This window comes from Salinibacter pepae, from assembly GCF_947077775.1.
GTDB classification, from domain to species: domain Bacteria; phylum Bacteroidota; class Rhodothermia; order Rhodothermales; family Salinibacteraceae; genus Salinibacter; species Salinibacter pepae.
The window spans coordinates 2,406,366-2,424,590 of the sequence record NZ_CAMTTE010000001.1; the positions used below are offsets into that span (position 1 = coordinate 2,406,366).

Annotated in this window: 17 protein-coding genes; all 17 read left to right on the forward strand. The window is 67.3% G+C overall.

Annotated elements, in window-relative coordinates:
* Window positions 1-25 precede the first annotated feature (25 nt).
* The 17 genes from OJA40_RS10020 to OJA40_RS10100 all read left to right on the forward strand — a co-directional run bounded on the left by OJA40_RS10020 (window position 26) and on the right by OJA40_RS10100 (window position 18,207).
* Window positions 26-523: an Lrp/AsnC family transcriptional regulator gene (locus OJA40_RS10020; protein WP_263809550.1), complete on the forward strand. Its 498-nt coding sequence runs from the start codon at window positions 26-28 to the stop codon at window positions 521-523.
* Between the two features lie 91 nt (window positions 524-614).
* On the forward strand, window positions 615-1,955 hold the full coding sequence (gene glnA, locus OJA40_RS10025; RefSeq protein ID WP_263809551.1) for a type I glutamate--ammonia ligase: 1,341 nt from the start codon (window positions 615-617) through the stop codon (window positions 1,953-1,955).
* Window positions 1,956-2,275: 320 nt separating this feature from the next.
* Complete coding sequence (gene purB / locus OJA40_RS10030) at window positions 2,276-3,574, forward strand: adenylosuccinate lyase (RefSeq protein WP_263809552.1); 1,299 nt, start codon at window positions 2,276-2,278, stop codon at window positions 3,572-3,574.
* A gap of 250 nt (window positions 3,575-3,824) precedes the next feature.
* The gene (locus tag OJA40_RS10035; RefSeq protein WP_263809553.1) at window positions 3,825-5,684 is read left to right on the forward strand and encodes a glycoside hydrolase family 15 protein; all 1,860 of its coding nucleotides are present in this window, start codon (window positions 3,825-3,827) and stop codon (window positions 5,682-5,684) included.
* Complete coding sequence (locus tag OJA40_RS10040; protein ID WP_263792502.1) at window positions 5,681-6,190, forward strand: DUF1440 domain-containing protein; 510 nt, start codon at window positions 5,681-5,683, stop codon at window positions 6,188-6,190. Before OJA40_RS10035 ends, OJA40_RS10040 begins: the two co-directional genes overlap by 4 nt.
* A 114-nt stretch (window positions 6,191-6,304) precedes the next feature.
* Window positions 6,305-7,477, forward strand: coding sequence for a dipeptidase (locus OJA40_RS10045; protein WP_263810553.1), 1,173 nt, complete (start codon window positions 6,305-6,307; stop codon window positions 7,475-7,477).
* Between the two features lie 108 nt (window positions 7,478-7,585).
* Window positions 7,586-7,744 (forward strand): hypothetical protein, encoded by a 159-nt coding sequence (locus OJA40_RS10050; protein WP_263810555.1) that lies wholly within the window; start codon window positions 7,586-7,588, stop codon window positions 7,742-7,744.
* A gap of 29 nt (window positions 7,745-7,773) precedes the next feature.
* The gene (locus OJA40_RS10055; RefSeq protein WP_263810557.1) at window positions 7,774-8,046 is read left to right on the forward strand and encodes a hypothetical protein; all 273 of its coding nucleotides are present in this window, start codon (window positions 7,774-7,776) and stop codon (window positions 8,044-8,046) included.
* A gap of 201 nt (window positions 8,047-8,247) precedes the next feature.
* On the forward strand, window positions 8,248-8,622 hold the full coding sequence (locus OJA40_RS10060) for an NADH-quinone oxidoreductase subunit A (protein ID WP_011403171.1): 375 nt from the start codon (window positions 8,248-8,250) through the stop codon (window positions 8,620-8,622).
* A 187-nt stretch (window positions 8,623-8,809) separates the two neighbouring features.
* Window positions 8,810-9,451 (forward strand): NADH-quinone oxidoreductase subunit B, encoded by a 642-nt coding sequence (locus OJA40_RS10065; protein WP_208427104.1) that lies wholly within the window; start codon window positions 8,810-8,812, stop codon window positions 9,449-9,451.
* 83 nt (window positions 9,452-9,534) lie between these two features.
* The gene (locus tag OJA40_RS10070) at window positions 9,535-10,239 is read left to right on the forward strand and encodes an NADH-quinone oxidoreductase subunit C (RefSeq protein ID WP_208427105.1); all 705 of its coding nucleotides are present in this window, start codon (window positions 9,535-9,537) and stop codon (window positions 10,237-10,239) included.
* Between the two features lie 58 nt (window positions 10,240-10,297).
* Window positions 10,298-11,653, forward strand: a complete 1,356-nt coding sequence (gene nuoD / locus OJA40_RS10075) for an NADH dehydrogenase (quinone) subunit D (protein WP_208427106.1) — start codon at window positions 10,298-10,300, stop codon at window positions 11,651-11,653.
* A 97-nt stretch (window positions 11,654-11,750) separates the two neighbouring features.
* Window positions 11,751-12,428, forward strand: coding sequence for an NADH-quinone oxidoreductase subunit NuoE family protein (locus OJA40_RS10080; protein WP_208427107.1), 678 nt, complete (start codon window positions 11,751-11,753; stop codon window positions 12,426-12,428).
* A 103-nt stretch (window positions 12,429-12,531) separates the two neighbouring features.
* The gene (gene nuoF / locus OJA40_RS10085) at window positions 12,532-13,893 is read left to right on the forward strand and encodes an NADH-quinone oxidoreductase subunit NuoF (protein WP_208427108.1); all 1,362 of its coding nucleotides are present in this window, start codon (window positions 12,532-12,534) and stop codon (window positions 13,891-13,893) included.
* A 54-nt stretch (window positions 13,894-13,947) separates the two neighbouring features.
* Entirely contained in the window at window positions 13,948-14,388 is a 441-nt protein-coding gene (locus OJA40_RS10090) for a hypothetical protein (protein WP_208427109.1), read from the forward strand.
* A 224-nt stretch (window positions 14,389-14,612) separates the two neighbouring features.
* Window positions 14,613-16,352, forward strand: a complete 1,740-nt coding sequence (locus tag OJA40_RS10095; RefSeq protein WP_208427110.1) for an NADH-quinone oxidoreductase subunit G — start codon at window positions 14,613-14,615, stop codon at window positions 16,350-16,352.
* Between the two features lie 151 nt (window positions 16,353-16,503).
* On the forward strand, window positions 16,504-18,207 hold the full coding sequence (locus tag OJA40_RS10100) for an NAD+ synthase (protein WP_263810558.1): 1,704 nt from the start codon (window positions 16,504-16,506) through the stop codon (window positions 18,205-18,207).
* The last annotated feature ends 18 nt before the right edge of the window (window positions 18,208-18,225 follow it).

Below are 18,225 nucleotides of genomic sequence, written 5' to 3' on the forward strand. Positions count from 1 at the left end.
AAAAAGAGATAGCGACAGCGAGGCCATGTCACATCGCATCGACGAAATCGACGCGAAAATTCTGGAACTGCTTCAGCGCGACGGGCGCATGCAGCGCAGCGACGTGGCCGAGGAGGTGGACCTCTCCATCTCGGCGGTCAGCGAGCGCATGCGGAAGCTTGAGGAGCGCGATGTCATCGAGGAGTACCGGGCCGTCGTTGACGCCAAGCGACTGCGGCTCGACATCACGGCGTTCATTCGCGTGTCCGTGGACGGGTCGGAGCACTACCCCAACTTCGTCGATCGGGTGGAGGGCATGGAGCAGGTGCTGGAGCTGCACTCCATCACGGGGGCCGGGTCGCACCTGATGAAGGTGCGGACGACGGACACGACCGCCCTGGAGGGGTTCCTCTCCGATATTCAGGCGATCTCCGGCGTCAGCAAGACGACCACGAGCATTGTGCTGAGCACCTTCAAGGAAGAGCGGACCGTGCCCACCGAGCCGATGGAGCTGTACGACTACGACGCGTCGTCCGACGAGTAGGCCCTGGACGGCCGGCGGCCCCGGGGCCCGACCGGTGCGGGCCGGGCCTCCCTCATTCTTCGTTCCCACGAACCAATCCTTCCGACCATCAATGCCGACCAAAACCGACGTCCTTGAGCAGATCGAGGCCAAAGGGGTGGACTTCCTGCGCCTCCAGTTCATCGACATTCTGGGGACGGTTAAAAACGTCTCCGTGCCGGCCCACCAGGCCGAAAAGGCCTTCGAGGAGGGCATCTACTTCGACGGCTCCTCCATCGAGGGCTTCGTCCGCATCCAGGAGTCGGACATGCGCCTGGATCCGGACCCGGACACCTTCGCCGTGCTCCCCTGGCGCAGCCAACGCGGGGACGACACCGTCTCGGCCCGCCTCATCTGCAACATCATCGACACCTCCACCGGCGAGCCCTTCGTGGGGGACCCGCGCTCCGTGCTGCAGCGCGCCATCGACCGGGCGGCCGACATGGGCTTTGAGCTGAATGCGGGCCCCGAGCCTGAGTTCTTCGTCTTCGAGAAGGACGAGAACGGACGGGCCACGACCGAGACCCACGACGCGGGCGGCTACTTCGACCTCGCGCCGAAGGACCTCGCGCAGGAGATCCGGGCGGAGGTGATCTACACGCTCGAAGCGATGGGCTTTGAGGTGGAGGCGAGCCACCACGAGGTGGCCCAGGGCCAACACGAGATTGACTTCAAGTACGACGACGCGCTGACCACGGCGGACAACATCGCCACCTTCCGCTCGGTCGTGCGGGCCATTGCGGAGCTGCACGACGTGCACGCCACGTTCATGCCGAAGCCGATCGCCGGCATCAACGGGTCGGGCATGCACACGCACCTCTCGCTGTTCGAGGACGGGGAGAACGTCTTCCACGACGGCGACGACGAGTTCAGCCTGAGTGACACCGCGTACGACTTCCTCGGCGGCATCCTCGAGCACGCGCCGGCCCTGACGGCCATCTGCAACCCGACCGTCAACTCGTACAAGCGGCTCGTGCCCGGGTACGAGGCGCCGATCTACGTGGCCTGGAGCGACGTCAACCGCTCGGCCCTCGTGCGGAAGCCGGCGGCCCGCGTCCCGGCGGCCTCCCGCATCGAGCTCCGCTCGCCGGACCCGTCCAGCAACCCGTACCTGGCGCTGGCGACGATGCTGCACGCCGGGCTCGACGGCATCGAGAAGGGGCAGTCTGCGCCCGACCCGGTCCGCGAAAACATCTACGAGTTCACCGAGGCGGACCGCGAGGCGCGCGGCATCGAGACGCTCCCGAGCACGCTCGGCCAGGCGGTGACGGCCCTGCAGCAGGACGACGTGGTCCTCGACGCCCTGGGGCCGCACGTCAGCGAGAAGTTTACCCAGGCCAAGACGCAGGAGTACACCGAATTCCTCGCGTCGGTCTCCGAGTGGGAGCTCGACCGCTACCTGGAGACGTTCTAACGGAAAGCGATTTGGGGAGACAACGAGCGTTGAGGCGGCCGGTGCCCCGAGCGGGGCATCGGCCGTTTCTACGGCGGAGGAGGAGACCCGTCGGGCGAACGACGGGCGGTCGACGCGGCGGCGGTTCCCGCGCCCTCGCCGTCCGGGGAGAGCCGGAGCCCCCCGCCCCCCTGCGGGCCCGTCAATTTTGAAGGCCCGCCAATTTTTTGCCTCCGTGCGTTGGTGGGCCCACTCGTCCTGGCATTCCCCGCCTCCGGACCGTTACCTTACGTGCAGAAGCAGCGCCGCGCCGTTCTGTGCCGAGCTTTCCCCATCCCCGAATGATTGACCGCTATACCCGCCCGCCGATGGGCGACCTCTGGAGCGAAGAGCAGAAGTTTCAGTCCTGGCTCGACGTGGAGCTGGCCGCCTGTGCCGCGTGGAGCGAGATCGGCGCCATCCCGCCCGAGGACGTGGAGACCCTCTACGACGAGGCCGACTTCGACGTCGACCGCATCCACGAGATCGAGAAGGAGACGAAGCACGACGTGGTGGCCTTCACGCGGGCGGTGAGCGAGACGCTGGGGGAGGAGAAGAAGTGGGTCCACTACGGCCTCACCTCGACCGACGTGGTGGACACCGCCTACATGGTGCGCATCAAGAAGGCGAACAGCCTCATCCGCACCCAGCTCGACGGGATGATCGAGACGCTGGCGGAGAAGGCGCGGGAGCACAAGCACACCCTCACCATGGGGCGCACGCACGGGGTGCACGCCGAGCCCACGACGTTCGGCCTCAAGATGGCGCGCTACTACGACGAGATGACCCGCCAGAAGGAGCGGTTCGAGCGGGCCGCCGAGGAGATGCGGATGGGCAAGCTCTCCGGGGCCGTGGGCACGTTCGCCCACATCCCGCCCGAGGTGGAGCGCCTCACGTGCGAGCGTCTCGGCCTTAAGCCGGCCCCCATCTCCACGCAGGTCCTCTCGCGCGACCGCCACGCGAACTACCTGAGCGTCATCGCGGGCATCGGCGCCACCCTCGAAAAGATGGCCGTGGAGGTGCGGCACCTCCAGCGGAGCGAGGTGCGGGAGGCGGAAGAGGCGTTTAGCGCCGGGCAGAAGGGCTCCTCCGCCATGCCGCACAAGCGCAACCCCGTCGGCTCCGAAAACATCACCGGCTGTGCGCGGCTCCTGCGCGGCTACATGAACAGCGAGTTCGACAACGTCGCCCTCTGGCACGAGCGCGACATCAGCCACTCCTCGGTCGAGCGCATCGTGCTGCCGGACGCGACGACGCTGCTGCACTACGCCCTCCGCCGCTTCCGCGGCATCATCGACGGCCTCGTGGTCTACGAGGACACGATGCGGGAGAACATGGAGGAAACGCATGGCCTCTACAACAGCCAGCGCCTCATGTTGAAGCTCGTCGACGAGGGCCTCAGCCGCGAGGAGGCGTACGATCGCGTGCAGCCCCTCGCGATGACGGCGTGGGAGGAGGAGCGGCCGTTCCAGGAGGTGGTGGCCGAGTCGGACGCCATTACGGAGGTGCTGTCCGACGACGAGATCGAGGACGCGTTCGACCCGACCTATCACGTGCGGAACGTGGACCGGATCTTCCGGCGGGTGGGGCTGGAGGAATGAGGCAGAGAAAGGCCTGTTGCCGGCCCCGTTTCCGTGGGGGGCGGGACCGTGCCGTGGCACCCCGATATTGGAACGTGGACGACCGCCCGGCCCCGCGGGACGGCCTTCTTCGAGGAGAACGGAGCGGATGGGGGGCGTTCGCCCGGTGGTACAGATCTTGTGCGAGTGGTAGGTAGGAGACGCACGGGCCCCACAAGCAGGCCCGAAGAGGAGCAAATACGCGCCGTGCTTCGTCATTGTCCTGTTCTGAATGCACAGCCCCGACGACCAGTACGCCCCCATCGAGGACTACGCCGTCATCGGCGACTGCGCGAGTGCCGCCCTCGTCGGCACGGACGGGGCGATCGATTGGCTCTGTTGGCCGCGGTTCGACAGCCCGTCCATCTTCGCCGCCCTGCTGGACGCGGAGCGTGGGGGGCGCTTTCAGGTGCGGCCGACGCAAGACTTTTCGGTGGAGCGGCGGTACATGGGGGACACGAATGTACTGGAGACGACCTTCACGACGGACACGGGGGTGCTTCGGCTGACGGACCTGATGCCGGTGGGGCCGCCGGAGGCGTACCGGCGCGAGTTGTGGCCGACCCACGAGATTCTGCGCCGGGTGGAGTGTGTGGAGGGCACGGTCCCCGTTCAGGTGGCGTGCGAGCCGCAGGTGGAGTACGCCCAGCTCGACCTGTCTTTCGAAGACCGCGGGGCACACGGGTTTTTCTACAACTACGACGGGGCCGTCCTCATCGCCCGGAGCGAGGTGCCCCTCACACCGTCGCCCGGGCAAAACGCCCTCCATGCAGAGCAGACGCTCCGGGCGGGCGACCGGCGCTTTCTCTCCCTCACGTACGACGACGAGGCGCCGGCCACACTGCCGCTTTTGGGGGACCACGCCCAGCGAAAGCTGGCCCGGACGATCAACTACTGGCGCGACTGGGCGGGGCAGTGCGAGTACGACGGGCCCTACCGCGACGCGGTGGTGCGGAGCGCCCTCACGCTCAAGCTCATGACCTTCGCCCCCTCGGGTGCCATCGTGGCGGCGCCCACCACCTCCCTGCCCGAAGCGATTGGGGGCGAGCGGAACTGGGACTACCGCTACTGCTGGCTCCGCGACGCGGCCCTGACGCTGCGGGCCCTGTACGAGCTGGGCTACGAAGACGAGGGGCGGGCCTTCTTCTCGTGGCTCCTGCACACCACCCGGCCGACCGCGCCGGAGCTGCAGGTCATGTACGACGTGCACGGCAATACCCACCTGACGGAGCGGACGCTGTCCCACCTGGAGGGCTACCGGCAGTCCCCGCCGGTGCGGGTGGGCAACGGCGCGCACGACCAGCTCCAGCTCGACACGTACGGGGAGCTCATCAGCGCGGCCTACGAATTTGTGCGGCGGGAGCACGAGCTCGACCCCTGGCACCGCCGCCTCCTCGTCAGCCTGGGCAACGAGGTGTGTGCCCGCTGGACGGAGCCGGACGAGGGCATCTGGGAGGTGCGCTCCGGACGCCACCACCACACGTTTTCGAAGGCCATGTGCTGGGTCGCCCTGGAGCGCCTCCTGGCGCTGCACGAGGAGGGATACGTCACCGTCCCGGTCGACCGCTACCGGACGGAGGCCAAGAACATCCGCGCCGCGGTGGAGACGCAGGGCTACAACGAGGAAAAGGAAAGCTACGTCGCCACGTTTGGCGGGGACCGGCTGGACGCAAGCCTGCTCCTGCTTCCCACCTACGGGTACGAGGAGGCGACGAGCCCACGCATGAAATCGACCTTTGCCCGCATCCACGAGGAACTGGCCCAGAACGGGCTCCTCCACCGGTACCCCCCCGACACCGACGACGGATTTACGTCCGAGGAAGGGGCCTTCGGCCTCTGTAGCTTCTGGGACGAGGAGATGTTCGCCCGGCTGGGGCGGCTCGACGAGGCCCGCGAAAAGCTCGGCGAGACGATCGGGTACGCGAACGACCTTGGGCTCTTTGCCGAGGAGATCGATCCGGAGACCGGGGCGTTCCTGGGCAATTTTCCCCAGGCGTTTACGCACGTCGGGCTCATCAACGCCGCCATCACCATCACGAAGGCCGAGGAGGAGGCCCCTACCGCCCTACACGAACAGCCCGATCCACAATGACGTCCCTGCTCGCCCTCAATGCTGGCTCGGCCCTCCTGTGGGGCCTCTTCGCCACAGGCCTGCTCACGCTGCTGATGTCGGGGAGCCAGGGCCTGGGGTGGTCCCGGATGAGCTTCCCGTACATGATCGGGAGCATGTTCACGTCCCACCGGGGACGAGCGATGGGGATTGGCTTCGGGGCGCACCTCGCGTTCGGAATGGGCTTCGCGGTCCTCTACGCGCTGGTCTTTGAGAGTTGGCAGTGGGCCACGTGGTGGCTCGGGGGGCTGCTCGGCGTCTTCCACGGGCTGTTTCTGCTCGCCGTCCTGATGCCCGCCCTGCCGGACCTCCACCCGCGCATGGCGAGCATCCACCACGGGCCCACGCCCACCCGGCAGTTGGAGCCGCCCGGCTTTCTGGCGCTGAACTACGGCCGCAGTACGCCGGTGCTGACGATCGTGGGGCACATCGTCTACGGCATGCTGCTCGGGCTTTTCTATCCGCTCGGGGGTGGGGGGCTGCTGTAGCGACTGCGCGATGCGGCGCGGGGCGGAGTGTCCCGGATGAACCGTTGCGGGGAAAGAAAGGTAGAGATAGTCCCCTCCCCGGCCCCGTGACTGTTTGCAATCTGCCCTGCATCCGTGCTCCGCCTTGGCCTCTACGTTCTTGCCGGGCTTCTTGCCCTCGCCCTCGTCGGCTACTTCGTAGGGGCGGCCCCCATCGCCGACGCCCGGTACAACACCGTCCAGGCCGAGCCGCCCTACGATCCTTCGGGGCGGGCACAGGCCCTGCACGACACCCTGATGGTTGCGGATCTCCACAACGACCTGCTTCTGTGGGGCCGGGACCCGCTGACGCGCCACGACCGCGGCCACACCGACGTGCCGCGGCTGCGGGAGGGTGGGGTGGGCCTCCAGGTGTTTGCCGCCGTCACGCAGGTGCCACGAGGGCGCAGCTACGCGGGGACGGACGCCGATGCCCTCGACCAGATTCCCTTCCTCGCCGCCGCCCAGCGCTGGCCCGTGCGGACCTGGACGAGCCGCTTCGAGCGGGCCCGGTACCAGGCCCGGAAGCTCCGTCGCGCCGCGGCCCGAGACGGGGCCCTATTTCTGCTCCGTACCCGGGCCGACCTGGACGCCCTGCTGGCACGGCGGCGCGAGGCGCCGTCGGCCATGGGCGCCCTGCTGGCCGTCGAGGGGCTGCACGCGCTGGAGGGGAACGTCGCGAACGTCGACACGCTCGTCGACGACGGCTACCGCATGATGAGCCTGACCCACCTGCACGACAATGCCCTCGGCGGCGCGTCGACCGGGCTCGTCAACGGGGGCCTCACCGACTTCGGGGCCGCAGTGGTCGACCGGCTCGCGGCCCGCGACGTGACGATCGACCTCGCCCACGCCTCCGAGGCGCTCATCGACGACGTGCTGGCGCGGACCGACGGGCCCGTGGTGGTAAGCCACACTGGGGTCCGCGCCACCTGCGACAGCCCGCGCAACCTGAGCGACCGGCACGTCGAGGCCATCGCCGCGCGGGAGGGCGTCATCGGGGTGGGGCTCTGGGAGACGGCGGTCTGCGGGACCGGCCCTGCCGCGGTTGCCACGGCGATGCGGCACGTGGCCGACCGGGTGGGCGTGGAGCACGTGGCGCTCGGCACCGACTTCGACGGCACCGTCTCGGTCCCGTTCGACGCCACGGGCCTCCCGCTCCTCACGGAGGCCCTCCTCGACGAAGGCTTCTCGGCGCAGGACATTGAACAAATCATGGGAGGGAACGCCGTGCGCGTGCTCCGCCAGCGCCTCCCTTCTTCCGAGTAAAAGTGCCTCCAGGATTGTGCTGCTGAGCCTTGTGCCCCTGGGGGCAATGGCGCAGGGCACAGGGGGCGTGACGGGCACTACGAGTGGCGCGACGACGTTTTCGTGCCGGTGGGGCGCCCCGTTCAGTACCGGAGCGGGGGCGACATCGAATACTGGGGGCTGGACGTGACGTCGGAGCTGCGGGCCACCGACGCGCTCACCGTCTTCGGCACCACGTCCATCGTGAGTGACGACGCGTTCGACGGGGGGGCCAGGACATCGCCCTGAACGCTCCTGCCTTCAAGGCAAAGGGGAGCGTGGACTACGGGCTTCCACGGAGCAGTACCGTCGGGGCCACCGTCCACCACATCGGCGCCTTTCCCGTCCGCTTCGGGCCCTGCACGGGCGCGGTGGACGATTACACCCTGCTCGACGTGCGGCTGCGGTCCTCCCTCCCGGCGGTGCCGGAACTGAGCGTGAACGTCACGGCCCAGAACGTGCTCGGCATCGACCACCGCGAGTTCGTGGGGAGCCCCGCGCTGGGGCGCATGGTCGTTGCCCGCCTCACCTGCGAGCTTCCGTCGCCTTGAGGGAACGGAGTCCCGAAACGCCCCCCTTGAGATAAATGTGCGCTCGTGCGCAAGGCCGTGGGGGATAGTTCACCGGCTCTTTGGGCGGCTGAGCAGGCGCATCGTTGCATCCGCAACACCTGATCTGTACCGTACACTACCCCCACATCTCGTTCTCAGCGAGACCCTCGTTGCTCCTTGATCGTTCACCCGTGACCGGCCATGTTTGGCGACTTTGTGCCGCTGTTCCTGATGATTGCGCTGGCCCTGGGGCTGGCCCTGACCCTGTTGGCCGCGGCCGCCTACATTGGGCCGAGCCGGCCCAGTGGAACGAAGACCATGCCTTACGAGAGCGGCATGGACCCGGTGGGCAGCGCCCACGAGCGGTACTCGGTCAAATTTTACCTCGTGGCCATGATCTTCATCGTCTTCGACGTGGAGGTTGTCTTCATGTGGCCGTGGGCCGCCAGCTTCCACAGCTTCGTCGAGAGCGGCGCGGGGCTGGGGGTGATCGCCGTCATCTCGCTGTTCACGCTCATCCTGCTCGTCGGCCTGCTCTACGACGTGAAGAAGGGCGGGTTGGACTTTGAACAGTAGCGCCCGGCGGGGCCGACGAGAACGTGACATCTTCCGTACGTTCACGTGCGGTGGGGCGGGGGGGAAACAGGGGGAGACCCGCGTCATTTAACGCGGTGCATCGGAAGCACACGGTTCTATGATCCCGATTGGGTGCACCGTGTGCTCCGTTTCCGAACTTTTCTGAACCGCCCGACTCTCTACTGTCATGGCTGGATCCTCCGGAACCAACGGGCAGGGCTTCTTCACGACCCGTGTGGACACCTTCCTCAACTGGGCCCGCTCCAACTCGCTCATGCCCATGCCGATGGGGCTGGCCTGCTGTGCCATCGAAATGATGGGCTTCGCGGGGCCGAAGTACGACTCGGCCCGCTTTGGCAGCGAGGCCATGCGCTTCTCGCCGCGCCAGGCCGACCTCATGATTGTGGCCGGCTGGTGCTCCTACAAGATGAGTCACGCCATCCGCCGCGTGTGGGACCAAATGGGCGACCCGAAGTGGTGCATCGCGATGGGCGCCTGCGCCTCCACCGGCGGCATGCACCGCTGCTACGGCGTGGTGCAGGGGGTGGACAACTTCCTGCCGGTCGACGTCTACATCTCCGGCTGCCCGCCCCGTCCGGAGTCGGTGTTGCACGCCCTGATGGACATCCAGGAGAAGATCCGCAACGAGTACTCGGTGGTGCAGGACTACGAGTTTGGGAAGGCGCGGGAGCGCGCCCCGATCATGCCGGAAAACACGAACAGGTTTCCGGGGCAGCTTGAGAAGCCGAAAACCTCGACCCTCACCCTGGAGGCCCCGGACGCCGACGACGCGGAGGAGGGCTCTGCGCCGGAGCCGGTCGCCGCGTAGGCAGGCCGCCGTCCCGCCCGCTGCGTTTCCTCTTGCACAATGGCGTCCGAGCGCCCGCGACGCCCCAACACGACGGAGTGCCGATGAGCAAGCCCGACAACCCCCGCGACGAAAACCCCAAAAACCCGGAGGAGCTTCGGTTCCACTACACCCCGACCGATGAGCCCGGGGCCGAGCAGGAAACGCAGAACGCCCACGCGAAGGACACGACCCGCGTCCCGGCGGTCATCGACGCCCTGCGGGAGGAGTTTGGGGCGGTAGTCCTCGACGTGGAGCGCTACGCGAACGAGGATACCATTTACGTCGAGAAGAGCCGCATTCGAGAGGTCTGCCGCTTCCTCAAAGAGGAGGAGGGCTTCGACTACTTCGTCGACCTCGGCGGCATCGACAACTTCACCGCGGAGGACCGCTACGAGGTCTTTTACAACCTTGTGAGCACCGAGCGGCAAAAACGCCTCCGGTTGAAGGTAAAGGTGGACGAGGGCGACATGCAAGTGCCGAGCGTGACGGAGGTCTACCGGGCGGCCAACTGGAACGAGCGGGAGGCCTACGACATGTTCGGCTTCTCCTTCGTCGACCACCCGGACCCCCGGCGCATGTACATGCCGGAGGACTTCGACTACCACCCGCTGCGCAAGGAATTCCCGCAGCTGGGCATTCCGGGCTCGTTGCCGCTTCCCCCGCAGACCCCGGATGGGGACCTGACGATGGATCCCTTTGCCGCCGCTCACGGCTCCCAGCCGGTCAAGAGCTACGAGGAGCCCGCCACCGACCCCGACTCCGAGTAGGCGCTGGGACGCCTCAACGCGGCCCGTTCGGACGCTCTAACGCACAGACGCATACGCCATGCCCCAGACCCACAAGCCCGACTTCCCCGGGAACGACCTTGGCGACCAGTTTCGGTTCTGGCCGAAGCACAACGAGAAGATCTACGAGCGGCTGGAGAACAAGCACGCCTGGCTCGAGGAGAAGCGCGCCGCCGCACAGGGGGACGGGAAGCCGCCGGCGACGCAACGGTCGGAGGTGGACCCGCTGGAAAACGAGATGATCCTCAACATCGGGCCCCAGCACCCGGCCACGCACGGCGTCCTACGCTGCGTCGTGAAGATGGACGGGGAGACGATCGAGAAGTCCGTCCTCGACATCGGGTACCTGCACCGCGGCATCGAGAAGCTCGCGGAGCACAAGACGTACCAGGAGTTCATGCCGTATACCGACCGCATGGACTACCTGTCGCCCTACTCCAACAACGTGGCGTGGTGCCTGGCCGTGGAGAAGCTGGCCGACATTGAGGTGCCGGAGCGGGCACAGTGGATTCGGATGATCATGAGCGAGCTGGCGCGCATCTCCTCGCACTGCCTCTGGCTCGGGGTGGGGATGATGGACGCAGGGGCGGTGTCCGGGTTCGTCTGGACCTTCCAGGAGCGGGAGGAGATCTACTCGATCATGGACGAGGTGGCGGGGGCGCGCTTCACGGTGAGTCACAGCCGCATCGGCGGGGTGGCCAACGACTTTTCCCCCCGCGCAATCGAGATGATTCGCGACTTCGTCGACACGTTCCCGGACCGGATTGCGGGCTGGGAGGGCCTGCTCAACAAGAATCGCATCTGGGTCGAGCGCAACAAGGGCGTGGGCCGCGTGACGAAGGAGGAGGCGCTGGAGCTCGGCCTGACGGGCCCGAACCTGCGCGGCTCCGGCGTGCCCTACGACGTGCGCCGCTTCGAGCCGTACCTGAAGTACGACGAGGTCGACTTCACCATTCCGGTGCGCGAGGAGGGGGACTGCCTGGCCCGCTACTTCCTGCGCCTCGACGAGATGAAGCAGAGCGTGCGCATCATCGAGCAGTGCCTCGACCGGATGACGGAGGGGCCCATCCGCGCCGACGACGCGAAGGAGGCCTACCCCTCGAAGGAGGAGGTCTATTACTCGATGGAGGGCATGATCCACGACTTCATGTACACCGACGTGGGCACCGTGCCGCCGAAGGGCGCCCACTCCTACCACGCCATCGAGGGCCCCAAGGGCGAGCTCGGGTTCTACCTGACGTCCGACGGCACCGGGCGGCCCTGGCGCGTGCGCATCAACGCCCCGTCGTTTACGAACCTGCAGGCGATGGAGCACATGCTTGAAGGGGAGATGGTGGCCGACACGGTCGTCATCATCGGCTCCCTCGACCCGGTCATGGGGGAGGCCGACAAGTAGCCCACGTCCGATCGGCGAATGCCGAGCGTCGAGGGGCCCGGCATCCCGCATCGCATTCGCTCCCTGGTACTTGCCATTCGAAAACCGACACCCGAACATGTCCAGTTTCGACGTTCAGCAGCCCATTGTCGAGCTTCCGGATCAGGACCCCGACCCGGCATTCTCGGACGACGAGCTCGTGTGGACCGACGAGGAAGAGGCACAGATCGAGGCCTGGAAGGGCCAGTATCCGGAGGACCAGGCCGCCATCATGAAGGTGCTGTGGCTGGCCCAGGAGAAATTCGGCTACCTGGCCCCGGAGGTGATTCAGCTCTGCGCGGACACCCTCGACATGACGTTCACGCAGGCCTACGGCGTTGCGACCTTCTACCACCAATACTTCAAGGAGGAGAAGGGCACCTACGTGCTCGACGTGTGCACGTGCTTCACCTGCCAGGTGTGCGGGGGCTACGACGTGTTGCACTACCTGGAGGAGAAGCTGGGCGTTCACGCCGGCGAGACGACCGACGACGGGATGTTTACGATCCAGGAGGCCGAGTGCCTGGGGGCCTGCGGCTCGGCGCCCATGATGGAGATCACAAACGGCGTCTACGTCCACAACCTGACCCCCGACAAGATCGACGACCTCGTCGAGAGCCTGCGTGCGGGGGAGGTACCCTCGTTCACGTCGATGACGCTGCCCCAGGACGAGGAGGAGCTGGACGGCAACCGCCGCACCGACGTCGAGAACACAGAGACGTACCAGACGCAGCCCCGGGCGGAGCACACGGAGTGAGACGTGATGCGTGAGTCGGGAGGCCTGAACGGAGGGCCCTGCCCTGCTTCGCGGGTCCCGCCCCGTCCCTTCGCACTTTCACCTTCGCAACCTGAGACTGCATATGGAAACGAACGGAACGCCCCAAAGCCCGGCCGGCGACTGGCGCTCGTACGAGCGGATGCTGCTGCCGCCCATTCAGGACCTCCACAAGCTGGGGGTGTACGAGGAGCACGGCGGATACGACCGCCTCCGGCGCGTCCTGGAGGACGACGCGTTCGCGCCGAGCGACGTCACGGACGCGGTGAAGACCTCCGGGCTCACCGGGCGCGGCGGGGCCGGCTTTCCCACCGGGATCAAGTGGACCTTTATGCCGGAGCCGGACGAGCGCCCGCGCTTCATCGGGGTCAACGCGGACGAGAGCGAGCCTGGCACCTTCAAGGACCGTCAGGTGATGGAGTACAACCCGCACCTGATGCTCGAAGGCATCCTCCTCGCCGGGTACGCCCTCCACATCGACACGGCCTACGTGTACATCCGAGGCGAGTATACCGACTGGATCGTGCACCTGAAGGAGCAGCTGGAGAACGCCTACGAAGCGGGCTACGTGGGTGAGAACATCATGGGCTCGGACTTTACGATGGACATCGTCCTCCACAAGGGGGCCGGGGCCTACATCTGCGGAGAGGAGACGAGCCTGATGGAGAGCCTGGAGGGCAAGCGCGGATACCCCCGCTATAAGCCGCCCTTCCCGGCCCAGAGTGGCATCTTCGGCTCCCCCACGACGATCAACAACGCCGAGACGCTGGCGCACGTCCCGCTCATCGTGGAGCAGGGGGGCGAGGCGTACTCGAACATTGGGGCGGGGGACATGCCGGGGCCGGCCCTCTACGGGATGTCCGGGCACGTCAAAAACCCTGGCGTCTACGAATTCCCGACGGGCATGCTGCTGACCGACATGATCTACGACGTGTGCGGCGGCATGGCCCGCGACAAGGACCTGAAGGCCGTCGTGCCCGGCGGGTCCTCGGTGCCGCCGGTGCCCGCCGACCAGATCGACGGCATCTCGATGAACGACGAGAGCCTCGGCGAGGTGGGCTCGCGGACGGGGACGTTCTGTCCGCTCGTGCTCGACGAAGAGACCGACATGGTCTCGTTCCTCCGCCGCGTGGCGCACTTCTACCAGGACGAAACCTGCGGGCAGTGCACGCCCTGCCGCGAGGGCACGAGCTGGCTCGAAAAGATCCTCGCCCGCATCGACGAGGGGGAGGGCCGCATGCGCGACATCGACCTGCTCCTGGAGCTGTGCGACAACATGGACGGGGGGCGCACCATCTGTGCCTTCGCGGACGGCGCCGTGGGGCCGGTGCGGGCCACCGTCAAGCGCTTCCGCGAAGAGTTTGTGGCAAAGTGCCAGGCGTCCGTCCACCCCGTCAGTACCGAGGTGTCCGCCGGCGCCGAGTCGGCCGTGGCGGCGACGGAGTAGGCCGTGGCCACGCGGCGGGGGAGCGCTGCCCTTCGTTTCGCCTTCTGTTGCTCCATGCTCCGATGCGCCGCAATCCTTCTCGGTGGGGCTTTGCTCGCGGCCTGCGGCACGGGCGGAACAGAACCCAACGCCACCGGGGCCGACGAGACCCGAGGCACGCCCGTCGACGCGACGGCGGCGCTCCCGGCATCGGCCGTGGCGGCGGAGGCAGGCATCTACGAGGGGCGTCCGGTGACCGTAGACGGGCGCATCGCCGCCGTTGGGGCCACTGGGTGCGAGGTCACCCTCACACCCGGCAGCCGGCCACTCGTCGTGGCGGCCCCGCACAGCGAGGCCGACGGCTGCGCCTGGGCCGTGCCGGGGGCGGCGCGCGGATTCGTGGTCGCCGCCGGCACGCTGCGTATCGCGGACGACACACTCCGCCTGACCGCGAACGGGGTGCGGGTCACGCCCGTTCGTATCTCGGACGCAGGCCCGTCCGGGCCGAGCCCGTAGCGCCGTGTACCCGGAACCTCCTGACTTGTGCCGCCTGTACCGCGTCCGAGGAAGGCACGGGCGGCAGCGAACCGGCTTCGGCGCTGGCCCCTCCGTCACTGAGGCTGAATTTTTTCTCTCTGAGGCCTACCTTACTACATTCAGAGAACAGGGGGCCTCGGAGCCGGGCCCCGAATACCCCCTGATGCTTTCCGCTCAACCCTGAACGTTGACCGCCTACCGCCATGCCGATCGTCACCGTCGACGGAACGACCTACGAGTACGAGGGGGAGCAGAAGCTCTTGCAGTTCTGCCTGAACCAGGGCATCGAGCTGCCCCACTTCTGTTACCACCCCGCCATGTCCATCCCGGCCAACTGCCGGCAGTGCCTCGTGAAGGTGGGCATGCCGACGGAGGACCGGGAGACCGGCGAGGTGATGCGCAACGACGAGGGGGAGCCCGAAATTCAGTACTTCCCGCAGCTGCAGGCCAGCTGTACGGTCGACCTCCAGGACGGCATGGTCGTGAAGACGCACCGCACCAGCGAGGAGGTGGAGCAGGCGCAGACCGACAACCTGGAGTTTCTGCTGACGAACCACCCGCTCGACTGCCCGATCTGCGACCAGGCCGGCCACTGCCCGCTCCAGATCCAGTCCTACAAGTACGGGCCGGAAGGGTCCCGCTTCGAGTTCCGCAAGGTGCACAAGCCGAAGCGCGTAAAGCTGGGCCCCCGCGTGACGCTCGACGCCGAGCGCTGCATCAACTGCACCCGCTGCACCCGCTTTACCGACGAGGTGTCGGAGAGCAACCAGCTCACGATCGCCAACCGCGGCGTCCAGAACTACCCGATTACCGCCCCGGGCGAGACGTTCGACGATCCCTACTCGATGAACACGATCGACATCTGCCCGGTGGGCGCGCTTACGTCGTCGGACTTCCGCTTCAAGGCGCGCATCTGGGAGATGAGCTCCACGCCGTCGATCACGACGACCAACGCCACGGGCGCCAACTGCCACTACTGGGTGCGCGACAACCAGGTGCTGCGCATCACGCCCCGGCAGAACATGGACGTGAACGAGTACTGGCTGCCCGACGAGGACCGGCTCGTCTACAACCAATTCAACGACAACCGCCCGGAGGGCCCCCACATCCGGCGCGACGACACGCGCACGCAGAGCAACTGGCAGCAGGCCTACGCCCGGGCGGCGTCGCTGCTGGGCAGTGCCGATCCGGAGCGCATCCTCTTCCTCGGCTCGGCCTACGCGACGGTGGAGGACAACTACCTGCTCACCCGGCTCGCGGACGCGGTGGGGGCCGACGCGCCGCGCTACATTCCGCACGTGGAGCCGGGCGCGGGCGACGACTGGCTTATCACCGACGACAAGACGCCCAACGCGGAGGGGTGCGAGCGCCTCGGCATCCGCCCGGTTGACGAGGAGCTGGTCGGCTCCCGCATCGCGAGCGGCGAGTACGACCTGGTGTACATGCTGGAGGACGACCCCGTCGGCGCCGGGCTCTGCACCGCGGAGGCGCTGGCCGACACGGACGTGGTGCTCCACTACTACAACACGACGAACGAGACGCTGCCCCGTGCCACCGCGGCCCTCCCCGCGGCGATGGTGGTCGAGACGGTGGGCACCTACGTCAACCAGGACGGCCACGCCCAGCGCGTGCGCCCGGCGAAGGAGATTCAGGGCGTGAACCGCACGCTCATGATGGAGATGGGCACCAACCGCGAGGACGAGCACGGCACGCCGTTCGACCGCTGGCACAACGACGAGAACCGCATCAACTGCAAGCCCAGCTGGGAGATCCTGCCGGAGGTGGCCCGGCGCTACGGCGCCGAGATGGACTATCCGAAGGGGCCGGAGCAGATCATGGACGAGGTGCAGTCCGAGGTGGACGCCTTCGAGGGCGCCACGTACGACGCGATGGGCCTGAAGGGCGTCCCCCTGGAAGACGTGGCGGCGGGAGAGGCGGTGTAGCCTGCCCTCCGCACTCCGGCTTTCACACTGGGGAGACAACTGTGCCTGCCGTCCGGACCTGGACGGGAGGCACTTCTTTTAGGAACGCGCTGTTAGCACCAGTCGTGTGTGATACCCTGTGTATTGTTTGAACCCACCGTCGCTCGCGCCCATGAAGATTGCTCTGGCCCAGATCAATCCCACCATCGGCGACCTGGAGGGCAATCGCGAAAAAATTCTCGACTACGCCCGGCGGGCGGACGACTGCGGGGCCGACCTCGTCGTCTTCCCCGAGCTCTGCGTGACGGGGTATCCGCCCGAGGACCTGCTCGAAAACCCGTTCTTCAAGCGGGCCGTCCAGCGCACGGTCGACCACCTCGCCCGGGCCCTGCCGGCGGACCTCGGCGTGATCATCGGGGCGCCGGTCCCCAACGGCGACCGGTTCGGCAAGCCGCTCCACAACGCCGCGCTGCTTTTGGAGAACGGGGCCGTGCAGGACCGTGTCTACAAGACCCTGCTCCCGACCTACGACATTTTCGACGAGGACCGGCACTTCGAGCCCGCCGAGGAACGGCGCCTCCTGGAGTGGCGGGGCCTGCGCATCGGGCTCCACGTCTGCGAAGACATGTGGAACGTGCACCAGCCCGAAGGGGTCGACCAGAGCGAGCGGTACGAACGCGATCCGGTCGCGGAACTGGCGGCCCTGGACCCGGACCTCTTCGTAAACATCAGCGCCTCCCCGTTCTCGATCGGGAAGCACGAGGTCCGCGACAAGCTCGTCGAGCACATCTGTCGCCGCCACGAGCGCCCGTTCCTGCTCTGCAACCAGGTGGGCGCCAACACCGAGATCATCCACGACGGCGACAGCCGCGTCCACGCCGCCGACGGCACACAGGTTGCGTGTGCGGCCTCCTTCGAGGAGGACCTGCTCTTCTGGGACACCGAGTCCTCCCCCGAGGCCTGCACGACGGGGCGCGACGCGATCGCCGACCTGCACGACGCCCTCGTCCTCGGCGTCCGCGACTACTACGAGAAGACCGGTATCTTCGACAAGGCCCTCGTCGGCCTGTCGGGGGGCATCGATTCGGCGGTCACCTGTGCCCTGGCCGTCGAGGCGCTGGGGCCGGAGCGCGTGGTGGGGGTGACCATGCCCTCCGAAATCTCGTCGGAAGGGTCCGTGACCGACTCCCAGGCGCTCGCCGACAACCTGGGCATCGAGTTCAAGGAGATCCCGATTAAGCCGGCGGTCGACGCGTTCGACGACATGCTAGCGGATGAATTTGCGGGCACCGAGCCCGGCGTGGCCGAGGAGAACATCCAGTCCCGGGCCCGCGGGGTCACGCTCATGGCGCTGTCGAACAAGTTCGGCCACCTGCTGCTGTCGACGGGCAACAAGAGCGAGGTGGCCATCGGCTACGTGACGCTCTACGGCGACACGAACGGGGGGGTGGCGGTGCTGAGCGACGTGCTCAAGACGCGCGTCTACGAGCTGGCCCGCCACATCAACGTGCGGGCCGGAGAGAACGTGATCCCACAGAATACGATCGAGAAGCCGCCCTCCGCGGAGCTGCGGGCGGGGCAAAAGGACACCGACACGCTGCCGCCCTACGAGACGCTCGACGCCATCCTGGAGCGGTACGTGGAGCAGAAGAAGGAGCTGGGGACCATCGTCGGGGAGACGGGCCTCGACGAGGACCTCGTGCGCGGCGTGCTGCGGCAGGTCGACCAGAACGAGTACAAGCGGCGCCAGGCGCCCCCCGGCCTCCGGGTCACCGAAAAGGCCTTCGGCATCGGCCGCCGCATTCCCATCGTCATGGAATGGGACCGCGAGGCCATGGAGGCACTCGCCGCCGAGGAGCCCGTATCGAACCTGTAGCGCTGGAGGGCCGTCGCG

What these genes read in the sequence shown, in the direction of transcription:
- OJA40_RS10020 (WP_263809550.1), top strand. Translation starts at nt 26, where the DNA reads ATGTCACATCGCATCGACGAAATCGACGCGAAAATTCTGGAACTGCTT.
- glnA (WP_263809551.1), top strand. Translation starts at nt 615, where the DNA reads ATGCCGACCAAAACCGACGTCCTTGAGCAGATCGAGGCCAAAGGGGTG.
- purB (WP_263809552.1), top strand. Translation starts at nt 2,276, where the DNA reads ATGATTGACCGCTATACCCGCCCGCCGATGGGCGACCTCTGGAGCGAA.
- OJA40_RS10035 (WP_263809553.1), top strand. Translation starts at nt 3,825, where the DNA reads ATGCACAGCCCCGACGACCAGTACGCCCCCATCGAGGACTACGCCGTC.
- OJA40_RS10040 (WP_263792502.1), top strand. Translation starts at nt 5,681, where the DNA reads ATGACGTCCCTGCTCGCCCTCAATGCTGGCTCGGCCCTCCTGTGGGGC.
- OJA40_RS10060 (WP_011403171.1), top strand. Translation starts at nt 8,248, where the DNA reads ATGTTTGGCGACTTTGTGCCGCTGTTCCTGATGATTGCGCTGGCCCTG.
- OJA40_RS10065 (WP_208427104.1), top strand. Translation starts at nt 8,810, where the DNA reads ATGGCTGGATCCTCCGGAACCAACGGGCAGGGCTTCTTCACGACCCGT.
- OJA40_RS10070 (WP_208427105.1), top strand. Translation starts at nt 9,535, where the DNA reads ATGAGCAAGCCCGACAACCCCCGCGACGAAAACCCCAAAAACCCGGAG.
- nuoD (WP_208427106.1), top strand. Translation starts at nt 10,298, where the DNA reads ATGCCCCAGACCCACAAGCCCGACTTCCCCGGGAACGACCTTGGCGAC.
- OJA40_RS10080 (WP_208427107.1), top strand. Translation starts at nt 11,751, where the DNA reads ATGTCCAGTTTCGACGTTCAGCAGCCCATTGTCGAGCTTCCGGATCAG.
- nuoF (WP_208427108.1), top strand. Translation starts at nt 12,532, where the DNA reads ATGGAAACGAACGGAACGCCCCAAAGCCCGGCCGGCGACTGGCGCTCG.
- OJA40_RS10090 (WP_208427109.1), top strand. Translation starts at nt 13,948, where the DNA reads ATGCTCCGATGCGCCGCAATCCTTCTCGGTGGGGCTTTGCTCGCGGCC.
- OJA40_RS10095 (WP_208427110.1), top strand. Translation starts at nt 14,613, where the DNA reads ATGCCGATCGTCACCGTCGACGGAACGACCTACGAGTACGAGGGGGAG.
- OJA40_RS10100 (WP_263810558.1), top strand. Translation starts at nt 16,504, where the DNA reads ATGAAGATTGCTCTGGCCCAGATCAATCCCACCATCGGCGACCTGGAG.